This window comes from Pseudomonas entomophila, from assembly GCF_013523165.1.
Taxonomy (GTDB): Bacteria; Pseudomonadota; Gammaproteobacteria; order Pseudomonadales; family Pseudomonadaceae; genus Aquipseudomonas; species Aquipseudomonas entomophila_A.
This window is the reverse complement of the sequence record NZ_JAAMQI010000004.1, coordinates 43,388-62,067: the sequence shown is the minus strand read 5'-3', so window position 1 is coordinate 62,067 and position 18,680 is coordinate 43,388. Positions and strand designations below refer to the sequence as shown.

The window sequence follows — 18,680 nt, the reverse complement described above, 5'->3', positions numbered from 1 at the left end:
AACAAGATTTGCTAGGGCCCGCTCCTGTGACGGCGGGCCTGGATGATTATTTGCCCGACTTGACCTTGGTCCAGCTACGGGTCATCAGTCGTTGCACCTTCGGTGGCAGCTCGGCGTTGACGAACATCCTGTCCAGCACGGCCTGCGAGGGGTAGACCGCCGGGTCCTTGTACACGTCCTGATCCATCAGCTCGCCGGCCTTGAGGTTGGGGTTCGCGTACCCGACATAGTCGCTGACCTGCGCGATGACCTCGGGTTTCAACAGATAGTTGATGAACGCATGCGCCTCCTTGGCGTTCTTGGCGTCCTTGGGCACCGCCAGCACGTCGAACCAGAGGTTGCCTCCTTCCTTGGGAATGGCGTACGCCAGCTCGACGCCCTTCTTCGCCTCTTCGGCTCGGGCCTTAGCCTGGAACACGTCGCCCGAGAAACCGGCGGCGACGCAGATGTCGCCATTGGCCAGGTCGGTGATGTACTTGGAGGAGTGGAAGTAGGTCACGTAGGGACGGACCGCGAGCAGCTTCTGCTCGGCCTTCTGGTAATCCTTGGGGTTGGTGCTGTTGGGATCGAGGCCCAGGTAGTTGAGCACCGCCGGCAGCATCTCGTCCGCCGAGTCGAGGAAGGCCACGCCACACTGGGAGAGCTTCTTCATGTTCTCGGGCTCGAACAGCACCGCCCACGAGTCGATGGTGTCCACGCCGAGGGCGGCCTTGACCTTCTCGACGTTGTAGCCGATGCCGTTGGTGCCCCAGAGGTAGGGCACGGCGTATTGGTTGCCGGGGTCGTTCTTCTCCAGGCGCTTCATCAACGCCGGGTCGAGATTGGCATAGTTGGGCAGCAGGGTGCGGTCAAGCTTCATGAACGCGCCGGCCTTGATCTGCTTGCCCAGGAAATGGTTGGACGGCACCACCACGTCATAGCCGGTATGACCGGCCAGCAGCTTGCCTTCCAGGGTTTCGTTGGAATCGAAGACGTCTTGCACCGGCTTGATGCCGGTGGCCTGTTCGAAGTCCGCGAGGGTGTTGGGCCCGATGTAGTCCGACCAGTTGTACAGGTGCACCGTGGGGGCCGCTTGGACGCCGAGCGCCAGCGTCAGACCCGCTCCGGCCAGCATGGCCTTGCGAAATACAGAAATGGACAAGGGTTGGTCCTCACAATTAGTGCCCGTGGTCGCGACGCACGCTGCCGCATACGTCAAACCGGCGCGCAACTTACCTTCGCAGCTTCGCTGCCGCAAACTTATTTGTCCCGAAGGTCCGCCGGCCCTGACAGGACCAAGGCCGGTGGACCTGTCGAGCGGTTACTTGCCCGACTTGATCTTGGTCCAGCTACGGGTGATCAGGCGCAGGGTGGCTGGCTCTTGGTCGCTGATCGCGTAGAGCTTCTTCTTCACGTCATCGGAGGGATAGATGCTCGGATCGCCCGAGATGTCCTTGTCCACCAGCGGTGTGGCGGCCTTGTTGCCGTTGGGGAAGCGCACGGCGTTGGTGATCTCGGCCATGATTTCCGGCTGCATGAGGAAGTTCATGAAGCTGTACGCGGCGTCGACGTTCTCGGCGTCCTTGGGTATGGCAACCATGTCGTAGAAGGTGCCAGCGCCTTCTTTCGGGATCACGTAGTCGAGCTTGACCTTGCCGCCGGCTTCGGCGGCACGGGCCTTGGACTGCTCCAGGTCGCCCGAGTAGCCGACGGCGACGCAGATGTTGCCGTTGGCCAGGTCCGAGATGTACTTGGACGAATGGAAGTAGGCCACCGACGGACGGATTTTCAGGAACAGGTCTTCGGCGGCCTTCAGGTCGCCCTTGTCCTTGCTGTCGGTCGGCTTGCCCAGGTAGTGCAGCGCGGCCGGAATCATCTCGGTCGGCGCGTCGAGGAAGCTCACGCCGCAGCTCTTGAGCTTCTCCATGTTCTCGGGCTTGAACACCGCGTCCCACGAGTCGATCTTGTCCACGCCCAGCGCGGCCTTGACCTTCTCCGGGTTGTAGCCGATGCCGATCGAGCCCCACATGTAAGGGAAGGCGTGCTGGTTGTCCTTGTCGCTGGCGTCACCGACGGCCTTGAGCAGGTCCTGGTCGAGGTTCTTCCAGTTCGGCAGCTTGGACTTGTCCAGCTCCTGGTAGACGCCGGCCTTGATCTGCTTGGCGAGGAAGTTGTTCGACGGCACGACGATGTCGTAGCCGGACTTGCCCGCCAGCAATTTGGCTTCCAGGGTCTCGTTGCTGTCGAAGACGTCGTAGACCACCTTGATGCCGGTCTGCTTCTCGAACTTGGCGACCGTGTCTGGAGCGATGTAGTCCGACCAGTTGTAGACGTGCAGGACCTTGTCGTCAGCCTGAACAGCGGTGGCCACTGCACCTGCAAGGGTAGCGGCCAGCAGCGTCTTGCCCAATTTCTTCATGCGTTTGCTCCGGATAGTTCGTGAATTCTTGTGTTCAGCGGCCAGGCCAATCGCTGCAAGCGCTGGAACGCTCGCTAGTCTGGCAAGTTACCGACCGCTGTTACAACACGCGTGGGTGGTCGATTGCTCATTCGAGCGACTGCAAGGTCAGGTCCAGGCACCGGCGGGCTTTCTCCACCAGCTCGTCGATCTCCTCGTGGCTGATCACCAGGGGCGGCGCGATGATCATGGTGTCGCCCACCGCGCGCATCACCAGCCCGTTGGCGAAGCAGAAGTTGCGGCAGATCATGCCCACGCCCTGCCCCTCGTAACGGCTGCGCGTGGCCTTGTCCTTGACCAGCTCGATCGCACCGAGCATCCCCAGACCGCGCACTTCGCCGACCAGCGGGTGGTCCTCCAGCTCGCGCAGACGACGTTGCAAATAGGGTGCCGTTTCCGTCCTGGCGCGCTCGATGATGCGTTCCTCGCGCAGAATACGCAGGTTCTCGAGCCCGACCGCGGCTGCCACGGGGTGGCCCGAGTAGGTGAACCCGTGGGTGAACTCGCCGCCCTCGGCCAGCACCTGGGCCACCGAATCGCGCACGATCACACCGCCCATGGGGATGTAGCCAGAGGTCAGCCCCTTGGCGATGGTCATCAGGTCCGGCTCGAGGTCGTAGTAGTCCGAGCCGAACCACTCACCGGTGCGACCGAACCCGCAGATCACCTCGTCGGCGACGAACAGGATGTCATAGCGGGCAAGGATCTCCTTGATCTTGGGCCAGTAGCTGTCCGGCGGAATGATCACACCGCCGGCGCCCTGGATCGGCTCGGCGATGAAGGCCGCGACCTGGTCTTCGCCCAGTTCCAGAATCTTCTGCTCCAGTTGCTCGGCCGCCCAGAGGCCGAAGGCTTCCGGCGTCATGTCGCCGCCCTCGCCGTACCAGTACGGCTGAGGAATGTGCGCGATGCCCGGGATCGGCAGCCCGCCCTGGGCATGCATGCCGCTCATGCCGCCGAGACTGGCGCCAGCCACGGTCGAGCCATGGTACCCGTTGATGCGGCCGATCAGCGTCTGCTTCTGCGGCTTGCCCTTGAGCGCCCAGTAGTGGCGGACCATGCGCAGCACGGTGTCGTTGCCTTCGGAGCCGGAACCGGTGAAGAACACATGGCTCATGCCCTCGGGCGCTACCTCGGTAATGGCGTGGGCCAGCTCCAGCGCAGGCGGGTGGGCCGTCTGGAAGAACAGGTTGTAGTAGGGCAATTCACGCATCTGCCGCTGCGCGGCGTCGACCAGCTCTTCGCGTCCGTAGCCGATGGCCACGCACCACAGCCCGGCCATGCCGTCGAGGATCTTCTGCCCTTCGCTGTCCCACAGGTGCACGCCGTGCGCCCGGGTGATGATGCGCGGGCCTTTTTCCTTCAACTGGCCATAGTCGCTGAACGGCGCCAGGTGGTGTTCGCCGCTCAGGGTCTGCCAGTGCTGGGTTCGTGAATCGTTGACGCTCATGGGGTTCTCCAAAGTCGGTCGGCCGCAGGGCGGCGGTTGATCACACCGCGAACAGCAGGAACTCGCGCTCCCAGGAACTGATCACGCGTTTGAAGTTCTCGTGCTCGGCGCGCTTGGTGGCCACGTAGCCGCTGATGAACTTCTTGCCCAGGTACTGCTCCAGCGCACGGCTCTGCTCCATGCGCTCCAGGGCGTCCTCGATGGTCAGCGGCAGGCGCAGGTTGCGTCGCTCGTAGCCACGCCCTTGCACCGGCGCGCTGGCGGCGATCCCCTCGACCATGCCGATGTAGCCGCACAGCAGGCTGGCGGCGATCGCCAGGTACGGGTTGGCGTCGGCGCCCGGCAGCCGGTTCTCGACGCGACGGCTCTGTGGGCCGGCGTCCGGCACGCGCAGCCCTACGGTCCGGTTCTCCTCGCCCCACTCGACGTTGACCGGCGCCGAGGTGTCGGGCAGGAAGCGGCGGAACGAGTTGACGTTGGGCGCGAACAGCGGCAGGGCTTCGGGGATGAACTTCTGCAAGCCGCCGATGTGGTGCAGGAACAGGTCGCTCATGCTGCCGTCGTCGTTGGAGAAGATGTTCTTGCCCGTGTTGACGTCGACCACGCTCTGGTGGATGTGCATGGCGCTGCCCGGCTCGCCGGTCATGGGCTTGGCCATGAAGGTCGCGGCGACGTTGTGCTTGAGCGCGGCCTCGCGCATGGTGCGCTTGAACACCAGGATCTGGTCGGCCAGGTCCAGGGCATTGCCGTGACGGAAGTTGATCTCCATCTGCGCCGTGCCGTCTTCGTGGATCAGCGTGTCGAGGTCCAGCTGCTGCAGTTCGCACCAGTCGTAGACGTCCTCGAACAGCGGGTCGAATTCGTTGGCGGCTTCGATGGAGAACGACTGGCGGCCGGTTTCCGGGCGCCCGGAACGGCCAATCGGCGGCTGCAGCGGGAAATCCGGGTCTTCGCTGCGCTTGGTCAGGTAGAACTCCATCTCCGGCGCCACGATCGGCAGCCAGCCGCGGTCGGTGTAGAGCTTGAGCACCTTCTTGAGCACGTTGCGCGGCGACAGCTCGATCGGGTTGCCCTTCTTGTCGTAGGTGTCGTGGATCACCTGCGCGGTCGGCTCGATCGCCCAGGGCACCAGGTAGACAGCGTTCTCGTCCGGGCGGCAGATCATGTCGATGTCGGCCGGGTCGAGCAGCTCGTAATAGATGTCGTCGTCGACATAGTCGCCGGTCACGGTCTGCAGCAGCACGCTTTCGGGCAGGCGCATGCCCTTTTCCGCGATGAACTTGTTGGTCGGCGAGATCTTGCCGCGGGTGATGCCGGTCAGGTCGCTGATCAGGCATTCGACTTCGGTGATCTTGTGCTCTTTCAACCAATCGGTGAGCTGGTCGAGGTTGTTACTCATAAATACCTCAGGAGGTCATGTTGATCCGGGCCCAGGGCCGGGACGCGACTGACGACAGGCGCTGACCGGCGTGGTCAGCGCGCGCGACACGGCATGCACGAGCCCGCCGTTCGATTCTGGATGGAGCGCGTGACGAAAGCAAAGTGCCTTCGGATGCGGGCGGGCGCCTGCAGGCCGATCGGTACGCAAGGTGTGTGTCGGAGTGCCGCTGGGGGCTGGACGCGTGGGGTATGGCGTGCAGGAGACGAGCGCAGCGCAGGGGTCGACCCGTCAATTATTCCGGTCACGCCCGACAGTGTGCGAAACCGCCTGGGCAGAGCGCCCGCGCAGGGGCTCGAAGGAGCATGGACCATGGCGTGGCCAGGGATGGCGCGCGATGACGAGCGTATCATTCAACCCCCGCTATTATGAGTGTTATGGGTTGAATCGAAGCTTAGCCTTGTTCATTTTTTTACACAACGTGTCCGTAAAAAATAGATGACGCTCTCTGGTGCCCTGTTGAGATAGGCCTTGCAGGCGCCCTGAATTGCAGCAAAAATGCCAGCTGCATGCCATTTTGGGGCATCCCCCCGCGCGCTTGACTTGGCGCTCTCTTTCCGATTGACTGGGCTTGCAAGCCCCGTTTGATTGATATTTTTAACAACAAAGGTGTTGCATCATGTCGGTACCCCCGCGTGCCGTTCAGCTTAACGAAGCGAACGCGTTCCTTAAGGAACATCCTGAGGTTCTCTACGTTGACCTTCTGATTGCAGATATGAATGGTGTGGTGCGTGGCAAGCGCATCGAGCGCACCAGCCTCCACAAGGTGTACGAGAAAGGCATCAACCTGCCCGCCTCGCTCTTCGCATTGGACATCAACGGCTCGACGGTCGAGAGCACGGGCCTGGGCCTGGACATCGGCGACGCTGACCGGATCTGCTATCCGATCCCCGATACCCTGTCCAACGAACCCTGGCAAAAGCGCCCGACCGCGCAACTGCTGATGACCATGCACGAGATCGAGGGCGCGCCGTTCTTCGCCGACCCGCGTGAAGTGCTGCGTCAAGTGGTCAGCAAGTTCGACGACCTGGGCCTGACCATCTGCGCCGCGTTCGAGCTGGAGTTCTACCTGATCGACCAGGAGAACGTGAACGGCCGTCCGCAACCGCCCCGCTCGCCGATTTCCGGCAAGCGTCCGCAGTCGACCCAGGTCTACCTGATCGACGACCTGGACGAATACGCCGATTGCCTCCAGGACATCCTGGAAGGTGCCAAGGAACAGGGCATTCCGGCCGACGCGATCGTCAAGGAAAGCGCCCCGGCGCAGTTCGAAGTCAACTTGCACCATGTGCCCGATCCGCTCAAGGCCTGCGACTATGCGGTCCTGCTCAAGCGCCTGATCAAGAACATCGCCTACGACCATGAGATGGACACCACCTTCATGGCCAAGCCTTACCCTGGCCAGGCAGGCAATGGGCTGCACGTGCACATCTCCGTGCTGGACAAGGATGGCCACAACATCTTCACCAGCGAGGATCCCGAGCAGAACGCCGCGCTTCGTCACGCGGTCGGCGGTGTGCTCGAGACCCTGCCCGCCTCGATGGCGTTCCTGTGCCCGAACGTCAACTCGTACCGCCGGTTCGGTGCGCAGTTCTACGTGCCGAACGCACCGAGCTGGGGCCTGGACAACCGCACCGTGGCCCTGCGCGTCCCGACCGGCACGCCCGATGCGGTTCGCCTGGAGCACCGCGTGGCGGGCGCCGACGCCAACCCCTACCTGATGATGGCGGCGGTCCTGGCCGGTGTGCACCACGGCCTGACCAACAAGATCGACCCCGGCAAGCCGATCGAGGGCAACTCCTACGAGCAGCTCGAGCAAAGCCTGCCGAACAACCTGCGCGATGCCCTGCGCGAGCTGGACGACAGCGAGATCCTCAACAAGTACATCGATCCGAAGTACATCGACATCTTCGTGGCCTGCAAGGAAAGCGAGCTGGAAGAGTTCGAGCACTCGATCTCGGACCTGGAGTACAACTGGTACCTGCACACGGTCTGACGCCGTGGCAGGGTCGGTTTTCGGGTCATCGGCTGCTTTCGAAGGGTTGCCGCTGACCCCGATGGTTCGAGGCGGTTGCGAAGAAACCGTATACCCATCAAGGCGATGGACGTCGCCCGCCAAGATGGGTATCATCGTGCCCCGTTGCACTCGTAGCTCAGCTGGATAGAGTATTGCCCTCCGAAGGCAGTGGTCGTGGGTTCGAATCCCGCCGAGTGCGCCATCTTGTTTCCCTGGGTGCGGCATGGCTCGCAAACAGGGGATAAAAAAACCGGCCCATGGCCGGTTTTTTCGTTTCAGGACACCGGCTATCGAGTGCCGACGGCACCTTCACCAGGCGATGAAGTGTGGAGCGGTTTTAAGATGCCTTGCACACACACGAAAAGCGGTCGTGCGCACTGCTGGAACAAGCCAGTTGGGCCATGGCAGCATGACTTTTCTCTAGCGTGTCGAAGCACGCCACGATCCGGCGGCTCCAGGATAAACAACCCAAAGCATGCCATTAGCATCAGCCGGTCGCTCATCCGAGGCCGGCTGCAGTGCCTACGTGTTTCGGTAAAAACATCCAAGATCAGACCCCAAACCTGATCCGCGAGTTATTACCGCTTCGTCTTTACCGTATTCCTTCCGTTGATGACAGAGAAATTTCCACACTGGCTAAAGTCTTACGTTCAAACATTGATTTAGACGCCGTTCTGCCAGATCAGCTCTGGCGTACTACCGCCTGGGACGCGAAATAGCAGACGCGACCCTTTCTTGATGATGACTGATCGGCCTGCCCATGAAATTTCGCTGTCATAGTCCGCATCACTGTGTATCAACACGATGGAGGTATAGTCAGTGACATTGGGTGAGAAACTGATCTTCTCCGTGTACTGACCGTTGTACATCCAATAAATACCATATGAATTGGTCTGTACCTTGAAATTATACGGACTGCTGTTGGTGGTGACGACATGCGCGTTACGTATCCGACGACGTACATCATTCGCATGTATCACGTTATCGCCTAGACGCTGACGCAAACACCAATCAGTGTTAATGATATAATGACGAGAAATCGGACCTCCCTCCTCCGTGCTCGCGAACCACCCCATCAGGTCTTCCGAAAGATCCTTGGGTGTGAAAAACGGCAGTGAATAATAAGCGGCCTGGACGGCCCTGAGTTCACCGAAGGGCTTTTCCTCATAACCCACATCCTCGATGAAATCTCCCATCTTGTCTTTGCCCGGCGTGTTGTCACCGATCCAGCGTTGATTTACGCCTGGCCAAAAAAGGGGACCGCGGTCTGAATGGCTGTAGGCGACCACGGTATTCATCCCAAGCGCCCACAGTTGCGCTACGGCTGCGTCCTTACAGCTATAGGGAACGATTGAATTGCCGAGCTTGCGATTTAACAGCGTCCTGAATTCGGCATGAGCAGCAGCGGTGAAGTTTCTAAGCTCATGAAAATCGAGTATGACGATCTCTTTGTACGCATTATGATCTCGACGAAATTTGGATAAATCGTCCAATACGTCGCCCTCGACAGTGCGTCCATTGGCTGTCTCATGGATAATACTGAAGCGGTCTGCTCCACTCGAACCAGAAAAGTATTGCACTCTCAGATCAAATACCCGAACGCCCCAAGAAAGTTGTTCGTCGATGTCGACATCCTGGCACGTTTCCATTGAGGGCGCTCGCGGTGCATCTTTATCGAATCCCGCGTTATGTGCACCTAACAGTACACACTCACCTATGGGCAGCGCGTGGCATCCGCTGTACCTTTCCATCCAATTGTACCGCGTATTGTTGGACGGCGAGCAGATCCCGCCTGATGCGCTTCCACCAGGACACCAAGATAAGATCTCCATGTCCTCTGTTGGCGTGCCCTTTGTCTTGGCCCGTATCTGCTCCAGGCGAAGTCCTTCTTGTCGAACGACTTCCCCCTCCGCATTCGGTGGAAACTGCTCGGGATGAGCGTCTGCCACAGGCATGTTTTCAAGCGTGGCAATAAGTTCGCGGATGGATTCAGGTGCAAACGCATTATGATGCTCACGTTGTTCGGTCATGATGCTTCATCGCCTTCGCTGGTAGGTACGACCTAATTTAAATCCACCTATCCCTGGGGAAAAACTGGTAAAAATGATGGTAGGGGCTTGGACCCTGTAATACGAAAGGTGCTGCAACCAGCGCATGGCACACGTCAGTGAGACCTGGGCAACGTAGCGTTTCGCGAGTTTGTCGAGGCGAAGTCACGACTCGACGGATCCTCCTCAACCAGTCGAATGTCAGACTCAGTGGGCGTAGGTTCGAACCCCGCCGAGTGCGCCATATAAATCAAGGTCCCCACCGATTTCACTATTACACGCCGGTGCCGCAGGTGCCGCAGGTGCCGCAGGTGCCGCAGGTGCAGGGTGGGTGCAGGCGAAGCCCCGTACAGAGGCGATCTGGCGGGGCTTTTTCGTGGGCGCTATAGAAATGCGGTGGCGGTTTTTGTGGCGCGCGTTAGGTTTGCTTCCGGTTATCGGGTTTGATCTGCAAAGCCACAAAGCCTGGCAACCTGATCAAGCTCAGCTTGTGTCTCAGCCAGGCCGGCCGGGTCAAGCACTTAGCCGGTGACTTGCAGGATCGCCATACGACCAGCAGCCTTGGCCGAGCTCTGGCAGACCAGCAGGTCGATCTGCTGGAATGGCCGGGTGAGCTGTGGATCGCACCGGGCGAGTTGCCGCGCGTCCATCAGCACGCCCAGCCAGTGTCACACACGCCTCAATCGTGGTTGGCGCACCGGTAGCATGGACGTCGCCAAGTTGGGCCAGCGCGCTGAGCGATGAATAATCACACGTTGCCGGTTGCAAGATATCTACACCACGCCCAAAGACGGATCGTGGTGTTGAGGAAGATGGCCATTTCACTGCAACGCCTCACTCCACGGTTCATAACTCCACCCCGTCGGCTGCCAGATCAACTGATGCGTCAATTCCAGCGCCTGTAAAAACTCGCGGTCATGGGCACTCACAATCAGCGCTCCCTTGAACTGCCTGAGCAGTTGCTCGACCGCTTCCAGGGCCGCCAGATCGAGATGGTTGTTCACTTCGTCGAGCAGTAGCAGTTGGGTCTGTTCAGGGCCGCCGGCCAGCCAGGCGAGCGCCCCGCGCAGGCGCTCACCCCCACTGAGCTGAGCGAAGGGTGTAGCCATCTGCCGCGCATCGAGCCCGGCATTGGCGAAGATCTGACGCAAGCGGCCCTCCTCGGCAGTCCCCAGCTCATTGCGCAGCACCTGCTCGATGCTGTGCCCAGGGTCGAAGGTCTGTGCGTGCTGGTCTATCAGGTGTGTGCGTGCAACGCGCCGGGCGTTGCCGCTGGCCGGCAGCAGCTGCCCAGCCATCACCTTCAGCAGGGTCGATTTCCCGCAGCCATTCGGTCCGATCACCGCCACTCGCACCGGGCCGTGCAGGGTGAGATCGATGAAGCGGCTGTCGACGGGCCCGAAGGGAAGCTCGCAGTGTTCGAGCATGACCACCTGGGTCGCGTTGGCAACCAGACCAGTTGGTGCCAACAGTTGGCTTGGACGTACAGATTCGACGTTCGCGCTGGCCTGCTCGACCCGCTCGCGCGCCATCTGACTCAGACGCGCCTGCTGGATGCGCTGATGGCCGCTGTGTTGCTCGGCGCGCTCTGCCTGGGCGTTGGCGACGATGGCCGGAGTGCCGGTAGCACGCGCCACCTTGCGACCATGACTGGCGCGTTGCAACTCGCGTTGGCGGGCGACGGTGATCTGGTGTTCGACGCTGTCGCGTGCCGCGCGCGCCCTGACCAGTGTAGCGTGAGCATTGTCCTGCTCGGCCTGGCGTTGCTCGCGATAGCTGCTGTAACCGCCGCTGTATTGCACCAGTGCATCGCTGCGAAGCTCGAGGATACGATCGGCATGCTCCAGCAAGGCCCGGTCATGGGAAATGATAATGCGCGTTTCCTTGCCTTGTCGCAGCTCCTCGCTCAACTGCTCACGGGCCTGACGATCGAGGTGATTGGTGGGCTCGTCGAGTATCAACACGCGTGCGCCACCCAGGCGCAGGCCGGCGAGCATCAGGCGTACAGTCTCACCTCCGCTCAAGGTCTCGCTCGCACGATCGAGCGGCAGATGGGCCAGCCCCAGGCGTGTGAGGCAGGCATGAATGTCGCTTGGCAGGTTCCAGCGGTCGTCGATCAGGTCGAACAGCGCCGGGTCGCAGGCGCCCGCCTCGACTTCGGCCAGGGCCTGCAAAGCGCGACGAACCCCCAGCAGATCGGCGACGGTGCCACTGATCGGTTCCAGCCACTGCGGCAAATACCCGATACTGCCGGCACACTGGACGCTGCCTGCGCTCGGCGCCAGGCGGCCCGCCATGATCTGCGCCAGCATCGATTTGCCGCTGCCGTTGGGCCCCACGATGCCGGTGAACTGCCTGGAGAACGTCGCGTTCAGGCCCGAGAACAGCGGCCTGCCGTCTGGCAGGCGCAAGGCCAGGTCCTTGATGATCAAGGTGGCATTGTCGCTACTCATCGATCGCCTCCCACCCCCAGGGCGGCCCAGCTGAGGATCAGCGCGGCCACGCTCAACGAGACCAGCAGCAGGTTGCCCCAGACACCCACTACCCCGCCCACTAGCGCTGTGACGGCTGCGGCACCGGCAGCCAGCGAGGCGGCGATGCCCAGCACCGTACCACGCAGTCCTGCCCGCTCGCATGCCAGGGCATGCCCGATCAGGGCGGTGTAGGCCACACCGTAGGCGATTGCGGCAAGAGCACCGAAGACCAGGGCCAGGGCGTTGTCGAGCGTGGCCGCGAGCAGTGCGCAGCTCACCACCAGCGTGGGGATGGCAAGGCGTGCGATCCGTGGTGCTGGATAGCGGGTTTGCAGGGCTCCAGCTACCCAGATGAAGGCGGCGCACATGCCGACCCCGATCACCGTCAGCAGCAGGCTGATGCTGCCTACGGCCTGGCTCTGGCGTGCGAGCATCCAGGGCAGATATTGATAGAACAGATTCCAGCCTATTTGCAGCCAGAGCAGGGCAAGCAATGGCCTGCGTGTGGCGGGGGAAGTGAAGCCGTTCAAAACCTGGCTGATTAGCGATGGCCCCGTTGTTGCCGCCGGAGCGGGGCTAGAGGGCAGTATGAAAGCCATCAACAAGCACAGCACACTGAGAGTCAGGGCGACCTGCAACGGCAGAAGCAAGCTTGCCCCTGGTGTGTGACCTGCCAGCAGGATACCCGTGAGCGCGGGGCCGGCGAAAAAGCCCGCAGTCATGGCAAACATCACCCAGCCGAGGCGTTTCATTGCGCTGTCCGGGGTCTGAACCAGCATGGCCTGGGCCACAGGGACGCTACCGGCAAAGGCGCCCCCCAGCAACCGTCCGGCGATCAGCAAGGCCACGTTGCCCTGGCTCACCGCCCAAGTGCTCAGGGCATATCCGGCGACCGATCCCGCCACCGCAAGCAGCAGCGTCGGACGCCGCCCGATACGGTCCGAAAGCGCGCCCAGCAGCGGCGCACCCAGCATCATTGTAAAGGCGTAGCCCGCCAAAAGCACACCGTAAAGCCAGGCCGTCCGAGCGGCATTAGGCGCGCTGGCGAATACCACTCCGGCAGGGTCGGCCGGATCCAGTAGCATCGGCAGCATCGGCATCAGCAGTGCCGTGCCCAGGCCGTCGATGAAGATGATCAGCAGCAGGATGAAGGGGGCCGCCTTGGCAGTGGCGTGTGTCTGCGAGAGAACGGCGCTCATGGCGGACTCCGTGCGAACGAGGTGCAAGTAGAGGTGGCGTAAGATGCAGCTATCTGGATCATTCGCCGTGAGTCATCAGGTAGCGGCCATGGGCACCAATCACTTGTTCAATGGCTTGCTTCAATACGGGCCGCCATGACCACTGGAACCGGCACAGCAATTACTTACGCCAACTCAGGACCGGTGTATTTCGCCAATTCGTTGCCATACAGCAACGACAGGTCGGCCAAGAACTTGTTGCCTTTGTTTGCAGCAGCATAAGGACATTCGTCGAGCACGATGACATGGCCAATGGTTCCAATATTGCCGGTGTAGACGCTCACCTTCTGACCAGGATCGACACGGGCAGTGCAGAACGTGATGCCGTACTTGTCCAGCAGCGGCTGCAACATGCAAGGGTCGTAGTCATCGGCAATTCGCCCGCCATATCGCGAAGCGATCGTGACCACGGTACCCGCGACTTTAATCAGAGAGTCGTCAATCCTGAGGGTCTCTCCCAAATGCAGACGGATCAGCATTTCGAATGGATCGATCCCGGTGAGCATTCGATACATCTGCGGTGCGACGCTGCCCATCATGCGGGCGTTGATCTCTACCAGGCATGGGCCTTTATCATCACGGAGCAACTCGACGTGATACAGCCCCATATCCAGTTTCAAGACGGTGAACACTTGCTGAACGTAGGTCTTCAATTCATCGCGCGCGGCCGCGTCCAGCCCCGAGGGCATGGTGGCCGTCATCTCGAGCATCTCGTTGTAATCGGCGCGGAAACGAATGGTCGTTGCGTAGCACGACACGACCCCGTCTTGGACGATGACTTCGGCAGAATGCAGCGTACCGTTCACGTATTGCTCGATCACGTATTCGCGGCTGACCAGAGCATCGATCATCGGATCGGCATCAGCACGCGCCTGGCGGATGTGTTCAACGAATACGTCAAAATCCTGCTGGGTAAAACAGATCGCCGAAAACTGTTTGGAAAAACCACGTGTAGGTTTGACCACGAACGGCAATGCCAACCGCGGGGCTATACCTTCGGCCAATTGGCTTTCGGTCAAGACCTGAAAGTCAGGAGAACGTACGTTATTGTCGCGCAAGCGTTCACGCAGACGACTTTTGTAAACAGCATCGCAAAGGTGCTCATGTCTTGGATAACGCGTACCGAACCACTCGGCTTCCCGGGCTACGGCAACAATCGCTGCCTCAGACGTAGAAAGCAGTGCATCGATTTTTCGAATGCCGTGGAGCTTCACCAGTAGATTGTGAAATTCCTCTCCCTCAAGCGAATCGATGCGAATATAGTCATCGACGTGTTCAAGGTAGGGCTCGATTTTCGAGTGATCCCCCTTGACCGATATTGTCAGAAAAGACGTATCACGCGGGTGAATGAAGGTCACATGACAACCGAGGCGCTTGGCAGCCTCAAAGGCGAGCAGACCACTGACCGTGCTGTCGACCAAGACGACGTGTTTCATAAGGTGCTCCATACCGTTTAGGTGAGAGAGGAAATAGCCGCAGAGCGAAAAAAACAACCGCCATAAAGGCCAGCGTGGAAGAGGCACTGAACCTGTTGCAAAAACAACAGTATGCTGAGTCCTATCACGCCTTCTAACGCATGAACTCACGACTTACTTATTACAATGAAGCACCTATCGAACAACATGCTCGGCAGGCCTTAAACCGAACGAGAGCAGTAAAGCGGCCGCCAAATAGCACACGACAAAAATGACGCTGGTCCATAGCAACCCAATGTGCTCGACCAACAATGAACCCAACACTATCGTTATCATCATTCCACCATAAACGCCCGCATACTGCACCGACGCAACCAGCGGCATGGCAGCGGCCGGCGCCGTCAGCACGACGTCGGATTGCAATTTGAAAAAGGCCAGTTCAAAGAAAAAGATGTAGAAAAAGTAAGCGCTGTAGCTGGAGGCCAGGCCTCCGCCATAGGCGGCTGCCACCATGAACAGTGCGCTGGCGGTTGCCATGGAAAAGGGCGCCAGCTTGTGTCCACGCTTGTTCAACGTGTAGTAAAGAATCGCGCCGAACAAGGCGGCCACGCTGTTGACCGCTTGCAGCAGGCCTACATAGCTCTCCGACAGGCCTAGGACATGAGCCGGCAGAGTGATCCGCGATACGTTGAAGAAGCCTTGATACAGGCTGACGAAAAGAATGAAACCCCAAAAACTGCGGCACAATGCCGGTCGGGCTCTCAGTAGATCCGCAAACGTTTTGATCAGCGCCGTAGACGCCGGCACGGTGGTACTCGTCGGGCGTTCCGCGCGGGGTAGTAGAAAGGCCGCGAAGGCGGCTATGGCGAACAATGCGGCAGTGATGGCCAGCACGTGCCAAGGCATCATATCGCCCTTGATCAATGCCATCGTAGCACCGGCGATACCGCCGGCAATGAACTGTGCTGTCAGGGTCAACGGAACGGTAGATTCGACATTGGCTGAATCGAAATAGCATTTGATGGCAACGATTCGGCCCACCCTCTGCAACGCGTCCAGTCCTCCAATGGCGATGCTGCCAATGATCGCAACCCCTATGACGGTCGGCAGTAATGAATAAACCAGCACGGCCACCGCCAACGCCAAGGCATTGGAGAACAGCAACAATGCGCGCGGAGAGGCTCTATCGGACAGTTTGTAAATTTGCCCGACAAACAGGACAGGCAACACCATCGGTGCAAATAGCACGACTTGCGAGTACAACAGGTTGCCGGTTTCTTTGTAGGTGTAATAAGACAGAAAGACATAACTCAACGTGGACGCATAGATGGCGCACAGGTTCACTATCCAGATAAGAAGCGTAAGACTCTTCAACGAATAGCTAGTATGCATCGTGTGCCTTATTTAACATGAGCCCTACTGACGCTAAAAACGGTATGGCAGAAAAAATTACTTGGCAATGAAAAAAATGTAACAACCAAGACGCCTCCCTGCGTCGATCGCTTCATGCACTGTTCAGGTGCGAATCTGTAGCAGCCATCTGTATGCTTTTAGCATTCACATAAAGTCATCATCTGTATGTTTTTAGCATACAGATGAAGTAGCGATTCTAAAAACTCTGTTGCGCATTCATCTGTTGCAGAACTGGTTTTCTCTCAGAAATCCGGCGATGGAAGAAACGTTGTATGAGATCACACCCACGCGCCGAGTTCGAAGAAGAAGGACGGCCAGCGCACGCCCGAGATGCACTAGATAAAGAAAGGCAATCAACACCTTTTTGGCATGAACGCATATCCGTGCCGATATGGATCAGGCTGCTCCACCACGTCCGCAACGCCGCACCTATGTAGCCGATTTCACACAGACCGCCGAATTGCTACCGGGTGAAGAAAATGCGGGTACGCCGATGCCGCACACACCTGTATGCAAAAGCGTGAAGAGCTTGAGCTCCACGAGGTACCCAGGCAAATCGCAGCGCACCGCAGCACCCGCGCCAGGCCGAGCAAACACAGCGTGTCGGACAAGACCCGGCGCAAGATCGGATTTTCGTTTCAGACCATGCTCGCCGTGCGTGCCTACACCCCTGCTCTCCGCGCGTCAGAGCATGACCGCTCCATCACGCACGTGCGCGAGCAGACCCTGCCGAGTCGCCCTGCACACCGCACTGACCAGCGCCTGCAACGATGCCTGGAGCATGCTGCTGTCTCTGCCGACACCGAACAGCCGTTGATTGTCGATGCGGATCTCCACATAGGCCATCGCGTCGGCCTGGGCGCCCTCGTGTATCGCGTGCTCATGGTAATCCGCGATGTCGAAGGCCAAGCCGCAGGCGTTGAACGCAGCGACGAGGGCGGCCAATGGTCCGTTGCCTTCACCGCGCACAGGCAGACGGCCGCCTTCGAAAACCAGTTGCGCGCTCACGCACGTACTGGCGCCTTCCTGAATCAGCCTAGGCGGGGTCAGGGTGTAGGGCTTGCCCGGCTGCAGGTAATGCTCATCGAAGCAGGACAGGATCATGTCGCGGGTCACCTCGCATCCCTCGGTATCGGCGACACGCTGCACCAGGCCACTGAACTCCATCTGCAGGCGACGTGGCAGCACGATGCTCTGCTGCTCCAGCAGGTACGCCACCCCGCCTTTGCCTGATTGGCTGTTGACCCGAATCACGGCTTCGTAGCTGCGGCCCATGTCGGCCGGATCGATCGGCAGGTAGGGAATCTGCCAGTACCCTCCCGGGTTGGCGCGCTGGTGCGCGAACCCTTTCTTGATGGCGTCTTGGTGGGAGCCGGAGAACGCAGTGAACACCAATTCGCCCGCGTAGGGGTGACGTGGGTGGGTAGGCAGCTGGTTGCAGTGCTCGACCTCGCGCTGAACGTGGCCGATGTCCGAAAAGTCCAGGCCCGGGCTGATGCCGCTGGTATAGAGGTTCATGGCCAACGTCAGGATATCCACGTTGCCCGTGCGCTCGCCGTTGCCGAACAAGGTACCCTCGACGCGTTCGGCGCCTGCCAGGCACGCCTGCTCGGCCGTGGAGACCCCGGTACCCCGGTCGTTGTGGGGGTGCACGCTGATGATCACGCTGTCACGCTGGCTCACCTGTCGGCAGAACCACTCGATCTGGTCGGCGAACACATTGGCGGTCGCCACCTCCACGGTCGTGGGCAGGTTGAGGATTATCTTGTTGGAGGGCGTCGGTTCATACGCAGCGATGACCGCATCACAGATCTCCAGCCCGAAGTCCGGTTCGGTGAAGCAGAACGTCTCCGGCGAATACTGGTACGTCCACCTAGTCTCTGGGTGGGCTTGCATCAACGCCTTGATCTCACGAGTGGCCTGGGTGGCGATGTCGATGCAGCCTGCCCGATCAACCCCGAACACGACGTCGCGGAACACCGGAGCGGTGGCGTTGTAGACGTGCACGATCGCGCGCGATACACCCTTGAGCGCTTCGAACGTACGCTCGATCAGATGGGTCCGTGCCTGGGTCATGACCTGGATCGTGACATCGTCGGGGATGGCGCCGCTTTCGATCAGTTCGCGCACGTAATCGAAATCGGTCTGCGAGGCTGCCGGAAAGCCCACCTCGATCTCCTTGAAGCCGATCTTGACCAGCAGGTCGAAGAAACGGCGCTTGCGTTCAAGGTTCATGGGTTCGATCAGCGCCTGATTACCGTCACGCATGTCGACGCTGCACCACGTCGGCGCCGCTTTCTGCACGTTGTTGGGCCAGGTGCGATCCGGCAGGTCGACTACCTCGAAATGGCGGTATTTAGTGGAAGGGTCTTTCAACATCATGGCGGCGCTCTCCTTTGCCTGTGGAAGCGTGTGACGGCCTGGAAGTGAGTCGCAGACTCAAACATTGGATCCAATTTATGATGAAAGGGGTGGCTAAGGATTGCGTTTTGCCCTGCAAGAAGGCTGCATGCGCGTAAAAAATTGTGAATAAAGCAGAAGGATTGGCTATTAATTGTCCTTCAGTACAAAATATTCGAAAAATAAACCATTGAATTAAGATTTTCGGTCTGCTTTCTTGCCCGTCTTCCTGCTTGACGGATTAATACGAAAAAGCCCCCGCACAGCGCAAGCTGACAGGGGCTTCTTCGATGCATCAAGCGGTCACCTGATGGGCAGAACCGTACAGGTCAGGCGCAAGCAGGTAATGG

11 protein-coding genes, 1 tRNA gene and 1 pseudogene are annotated in these 18,680 nt (G+C 59.8%); 3 read left to right on the top strand and 10 right to left on the bottom strand.

What is annotated here, in order from left to right:
- Nucleotides 1–46: 46 nt before the first annotated feature.
- The 4 genes from G7Z99_RS04275 to G7Z99_RS04260 all read right to left on the bottom strand — a co-directional run bounded on the left by G7Z99_RS04275 (nucleotide 47) and on the right by G7Z99_RS04260 (nucleotide 5,286).
- Nucleotides 47–1,141 carry a polyamine ABC transporter substrate-binding protein gene (locus tag G7Z99_RS04275; RefSeq protein WP_181092347.1) on the bottom strand — a complete coding sequence of 365 codons (1,095 nt, stop codon included), beginning with the start codon at nucleotides 1,139–1,141 and terminating at the stop codon, nucleotides 47–49.
- Nucleotides 1,142–1,300: 159 nt separating this feature from the next.
- Nucleotides 1,301–2,398, bottom strand: coding sequence for a polyamine ABC transporter substrate-binding protein (locus G7Z99_RS04270; RefSeq protein ID WP_181092346.1), 1,098 nt, complete (start codon nucleotides 2,396–2,398; stop codon nucleotides 1,301–1,303).
- Between the two features lie 127 nt (nucleotides 2,399–2,525).
- Nucleotides 2,526–3,887: an aspartate aminotransferase family protein gene (locus G7Z99_RS04265; protein WP_181092345.1), complete on the bottom strand. Its 1,362-nt coding sequence runs from the start codon at nucleotides 3,885–3,887 to the stop codon at nucleotides 2,526–2,528.
- 40 nt (nucleotides 3,888–3,927) lie between these two features.
- Entirely contained in the window at nucleotides 3,928–5,286 is a 1,359-nt protein-coding gene (locus G7Z99_RS04260; RefSeq protein ID WP_181092344.1) for a glutamine synthetase family protein, read from the bottom strand.
- 658 nt (nucleotides 5,287–5,944) lie between these two features.
- Between G7Z99_RS04260 and G7Z99_RS04255 the strand changes: the two genes are divergently transcribed.
- The gene (locus tag G7Z99_RS04255) at nucleotides 5,945–7,321 is read left to right on the top strand and encodes a glutamine synthetase family protein (protein ID WP_181092343.1); all 1,377 of its coding nucleotides are present in this window, start codon (nucleotides 5,945–5,947) and stop codon (nucleotides 7,319–7,321) included.
- Between the two features lie 146 nt (nucleotides 7,322–7,467).
- A tRNA-Arg gene (locus G7Z99_RS04250) sits at nucleotides 7,468–7,544 on the top strand.
- Nucleotides 7,545–8,004: 460 nt separating this feature from the next.
- Here G7Z99_RS04250 and G7Z99_RS04245 read toward each other — a convergent pair.
- The 5 genes from G7Z99_RS04245 to G7Z99_RS04225 all read right to left on the bottom strand — a co-directional run bounded on the left by G7Z99_RS04245 (nucleotide 8,005) and on the right by G7Z99_RS04225 (nucleotide 15,909).
- Nucleotides 8,005–9,372, bottom strand: coding sequence for a hypothetical protein (locus G7Z99_RS04245; protein WP_181092342.1), 1,368 nt, complete (start codon nucleotides 9,370–9,372; stop codon nucleotides 8,005–8,007).
- Between the two features lie 839 nt (nucleotides 9,373–10,211).
- A complete protein-coding gene (locus G7Z99_RS04240; protein ID WP_181092341.1) occupies nucleotides 10,212–11,843 on the bottom strand; it encodes an ATP-binding cassette domain-containing protein in 1,632 nt (543 codons plus the stop codon).
- Entirely contained in the window at nucleotides 11,840–13,063 is a 1,224-nt protein-coding gene (locus G7Z99_RS04235; protein WP_181092340.1) for an MFS transporter, read from the bottom strand. Before G7Z99_RS04235 ends, G7Z99_RS04240 begins: the two co-directional genes overlap by 4 nt.
- Before the next feature lie 164 nt (nucleotides 13,064–13,227).
- On the bottom strand, nucleotides 13,228–14,538 hold the full coding sequence (locus G7Z99_RS04230; RefSeq protein WP_181092339.1) for an ATP-grasp domain-containing protein: 1,311 nt from the start codon (nucleotides 14,536–14,538) through the stop codon (nucleotides 13,228–13,230).
- Nucleotides 14,539–14,712: 174 nt separating this feature from the next.
- Nucleotides 14,713–15,909, bottom strand: coding sequence for an MFS transporter (locus G7Z99_RS04225; RefSeq protein WP_181092338.1), 1,197 nt, complete (start codon nucleotides 15,907–15,909; stop codon nucleotides 14,713–14,715).
- 217 nt (nucleotides 15,910–16,126) lie between these two features.
- On the opposite strand from G7Z99_RS04225, the pseudogene G7Z99_RS20275 reads away from it, so the two are divergent.
- Nucleotides 16,127–16,225 (top strand): annotated as a pseudogene (locus G7Z99_RS20275) (IS5/IS1182 family transposase); the annotation flags it as partial.
- A 389-nt stretch (nucleotides 16,226–16,614) separates the two neighbouring features.
- Here the strand turns inward: G7Z99_RS20275 and leuA are convergent.
- Nucleotides 16,615–18,312 carry a 2-isopropylmalate synthase gene (gene leuA / locus G7Z99_RS04220; RefSeq protein WP_181092337.1) on the bottom strand — a complete coding sequence of 566 codons (1,698 nt, stop codon included), beginning with the start codon at nucleotides 18,310–18,312 and terminating at the stop codon, nucleotides 16,615–16,617.
- Between the last annotated feature and the right edge of the window lie 368 nt (nucleotides 18,313–18,680).

Excerpts from the sequence above, each read along its gene's own strand:
- G7Z99_RS04270 (WP_181092346.1), bottom strand. The coding sequence starts at position 2,398 with ATGAAGAAATTGGGCAAGACGCTGCTGGCCGCTACCCTTGCAGGTGCA.
- G7Z99_RS04265 (WP_181092345.1), bottom strand. The coding sequence starts at position 3,887 with ATGAGCGTCAACGATTCACGAACCCAGCACTGGCAGACCCTGAGCGGC.
- G7Z99_RS04260 (WP_181092344.1), bottom strand. The coding sequence starts at position 5,286 with ATGAGTAACAACCTCGACCAGCTCACCGATTGGTTGAAAGAGCACAAG.
- G7Z99_RS04255 (WP_181092343.1), top strand. The coding sequence starts at position 5,945 with ATGTCGGTACCCCCGCGTGCCGTTCAGCTTAACGAAGCGAACGCGTTC.
- G7Z99_RS04245 (WP_181092342.1), bottom strand. The coding sequence starts at position 9,372 with ATGACCGAACAACGTGAGCATCATAATGCGTTTGCACCTGAATCCATC.
- G7Z99_RS04240 (WP_181092341.1), bottom strand. The coding sequence starts at position 11,843 with ATGAGTAGCGACAATGCCACCTTGATCATCAAGGACCTGGCCTTGCGC.
- G7Z99_RS04235 (WP_181092340.1), bottom strand. The coding sequence starts at position 13,063 with ATGAGCGCCGTTCTCTCGCAGACACACGCCACTGCCAAGGCGGCCCCC.
- G7Z99_RS04230 (WP_181092339.1), bottom strand. The coding sequence starts at position 14,538 with ATGAAACACGTCGTCTTGGTCGACAGCACGGTCAGTGGTCTGCTCGCC.
- G7Z99_RS04225 (WP_181092338.1), bottom strand. The coding sequence starts at position 15,909 with ATGCATACTAGCTATTCGTTGAAGAGTCTTACGCTTCTTATCTGGATA.
- leuA (WP_181092337.1), bottom strand. The coding sequence starts at position 18,312 with ATGATGTTGAAAGACCCTTCCACTAAATACCGCCATTTCGAGGTAGTC.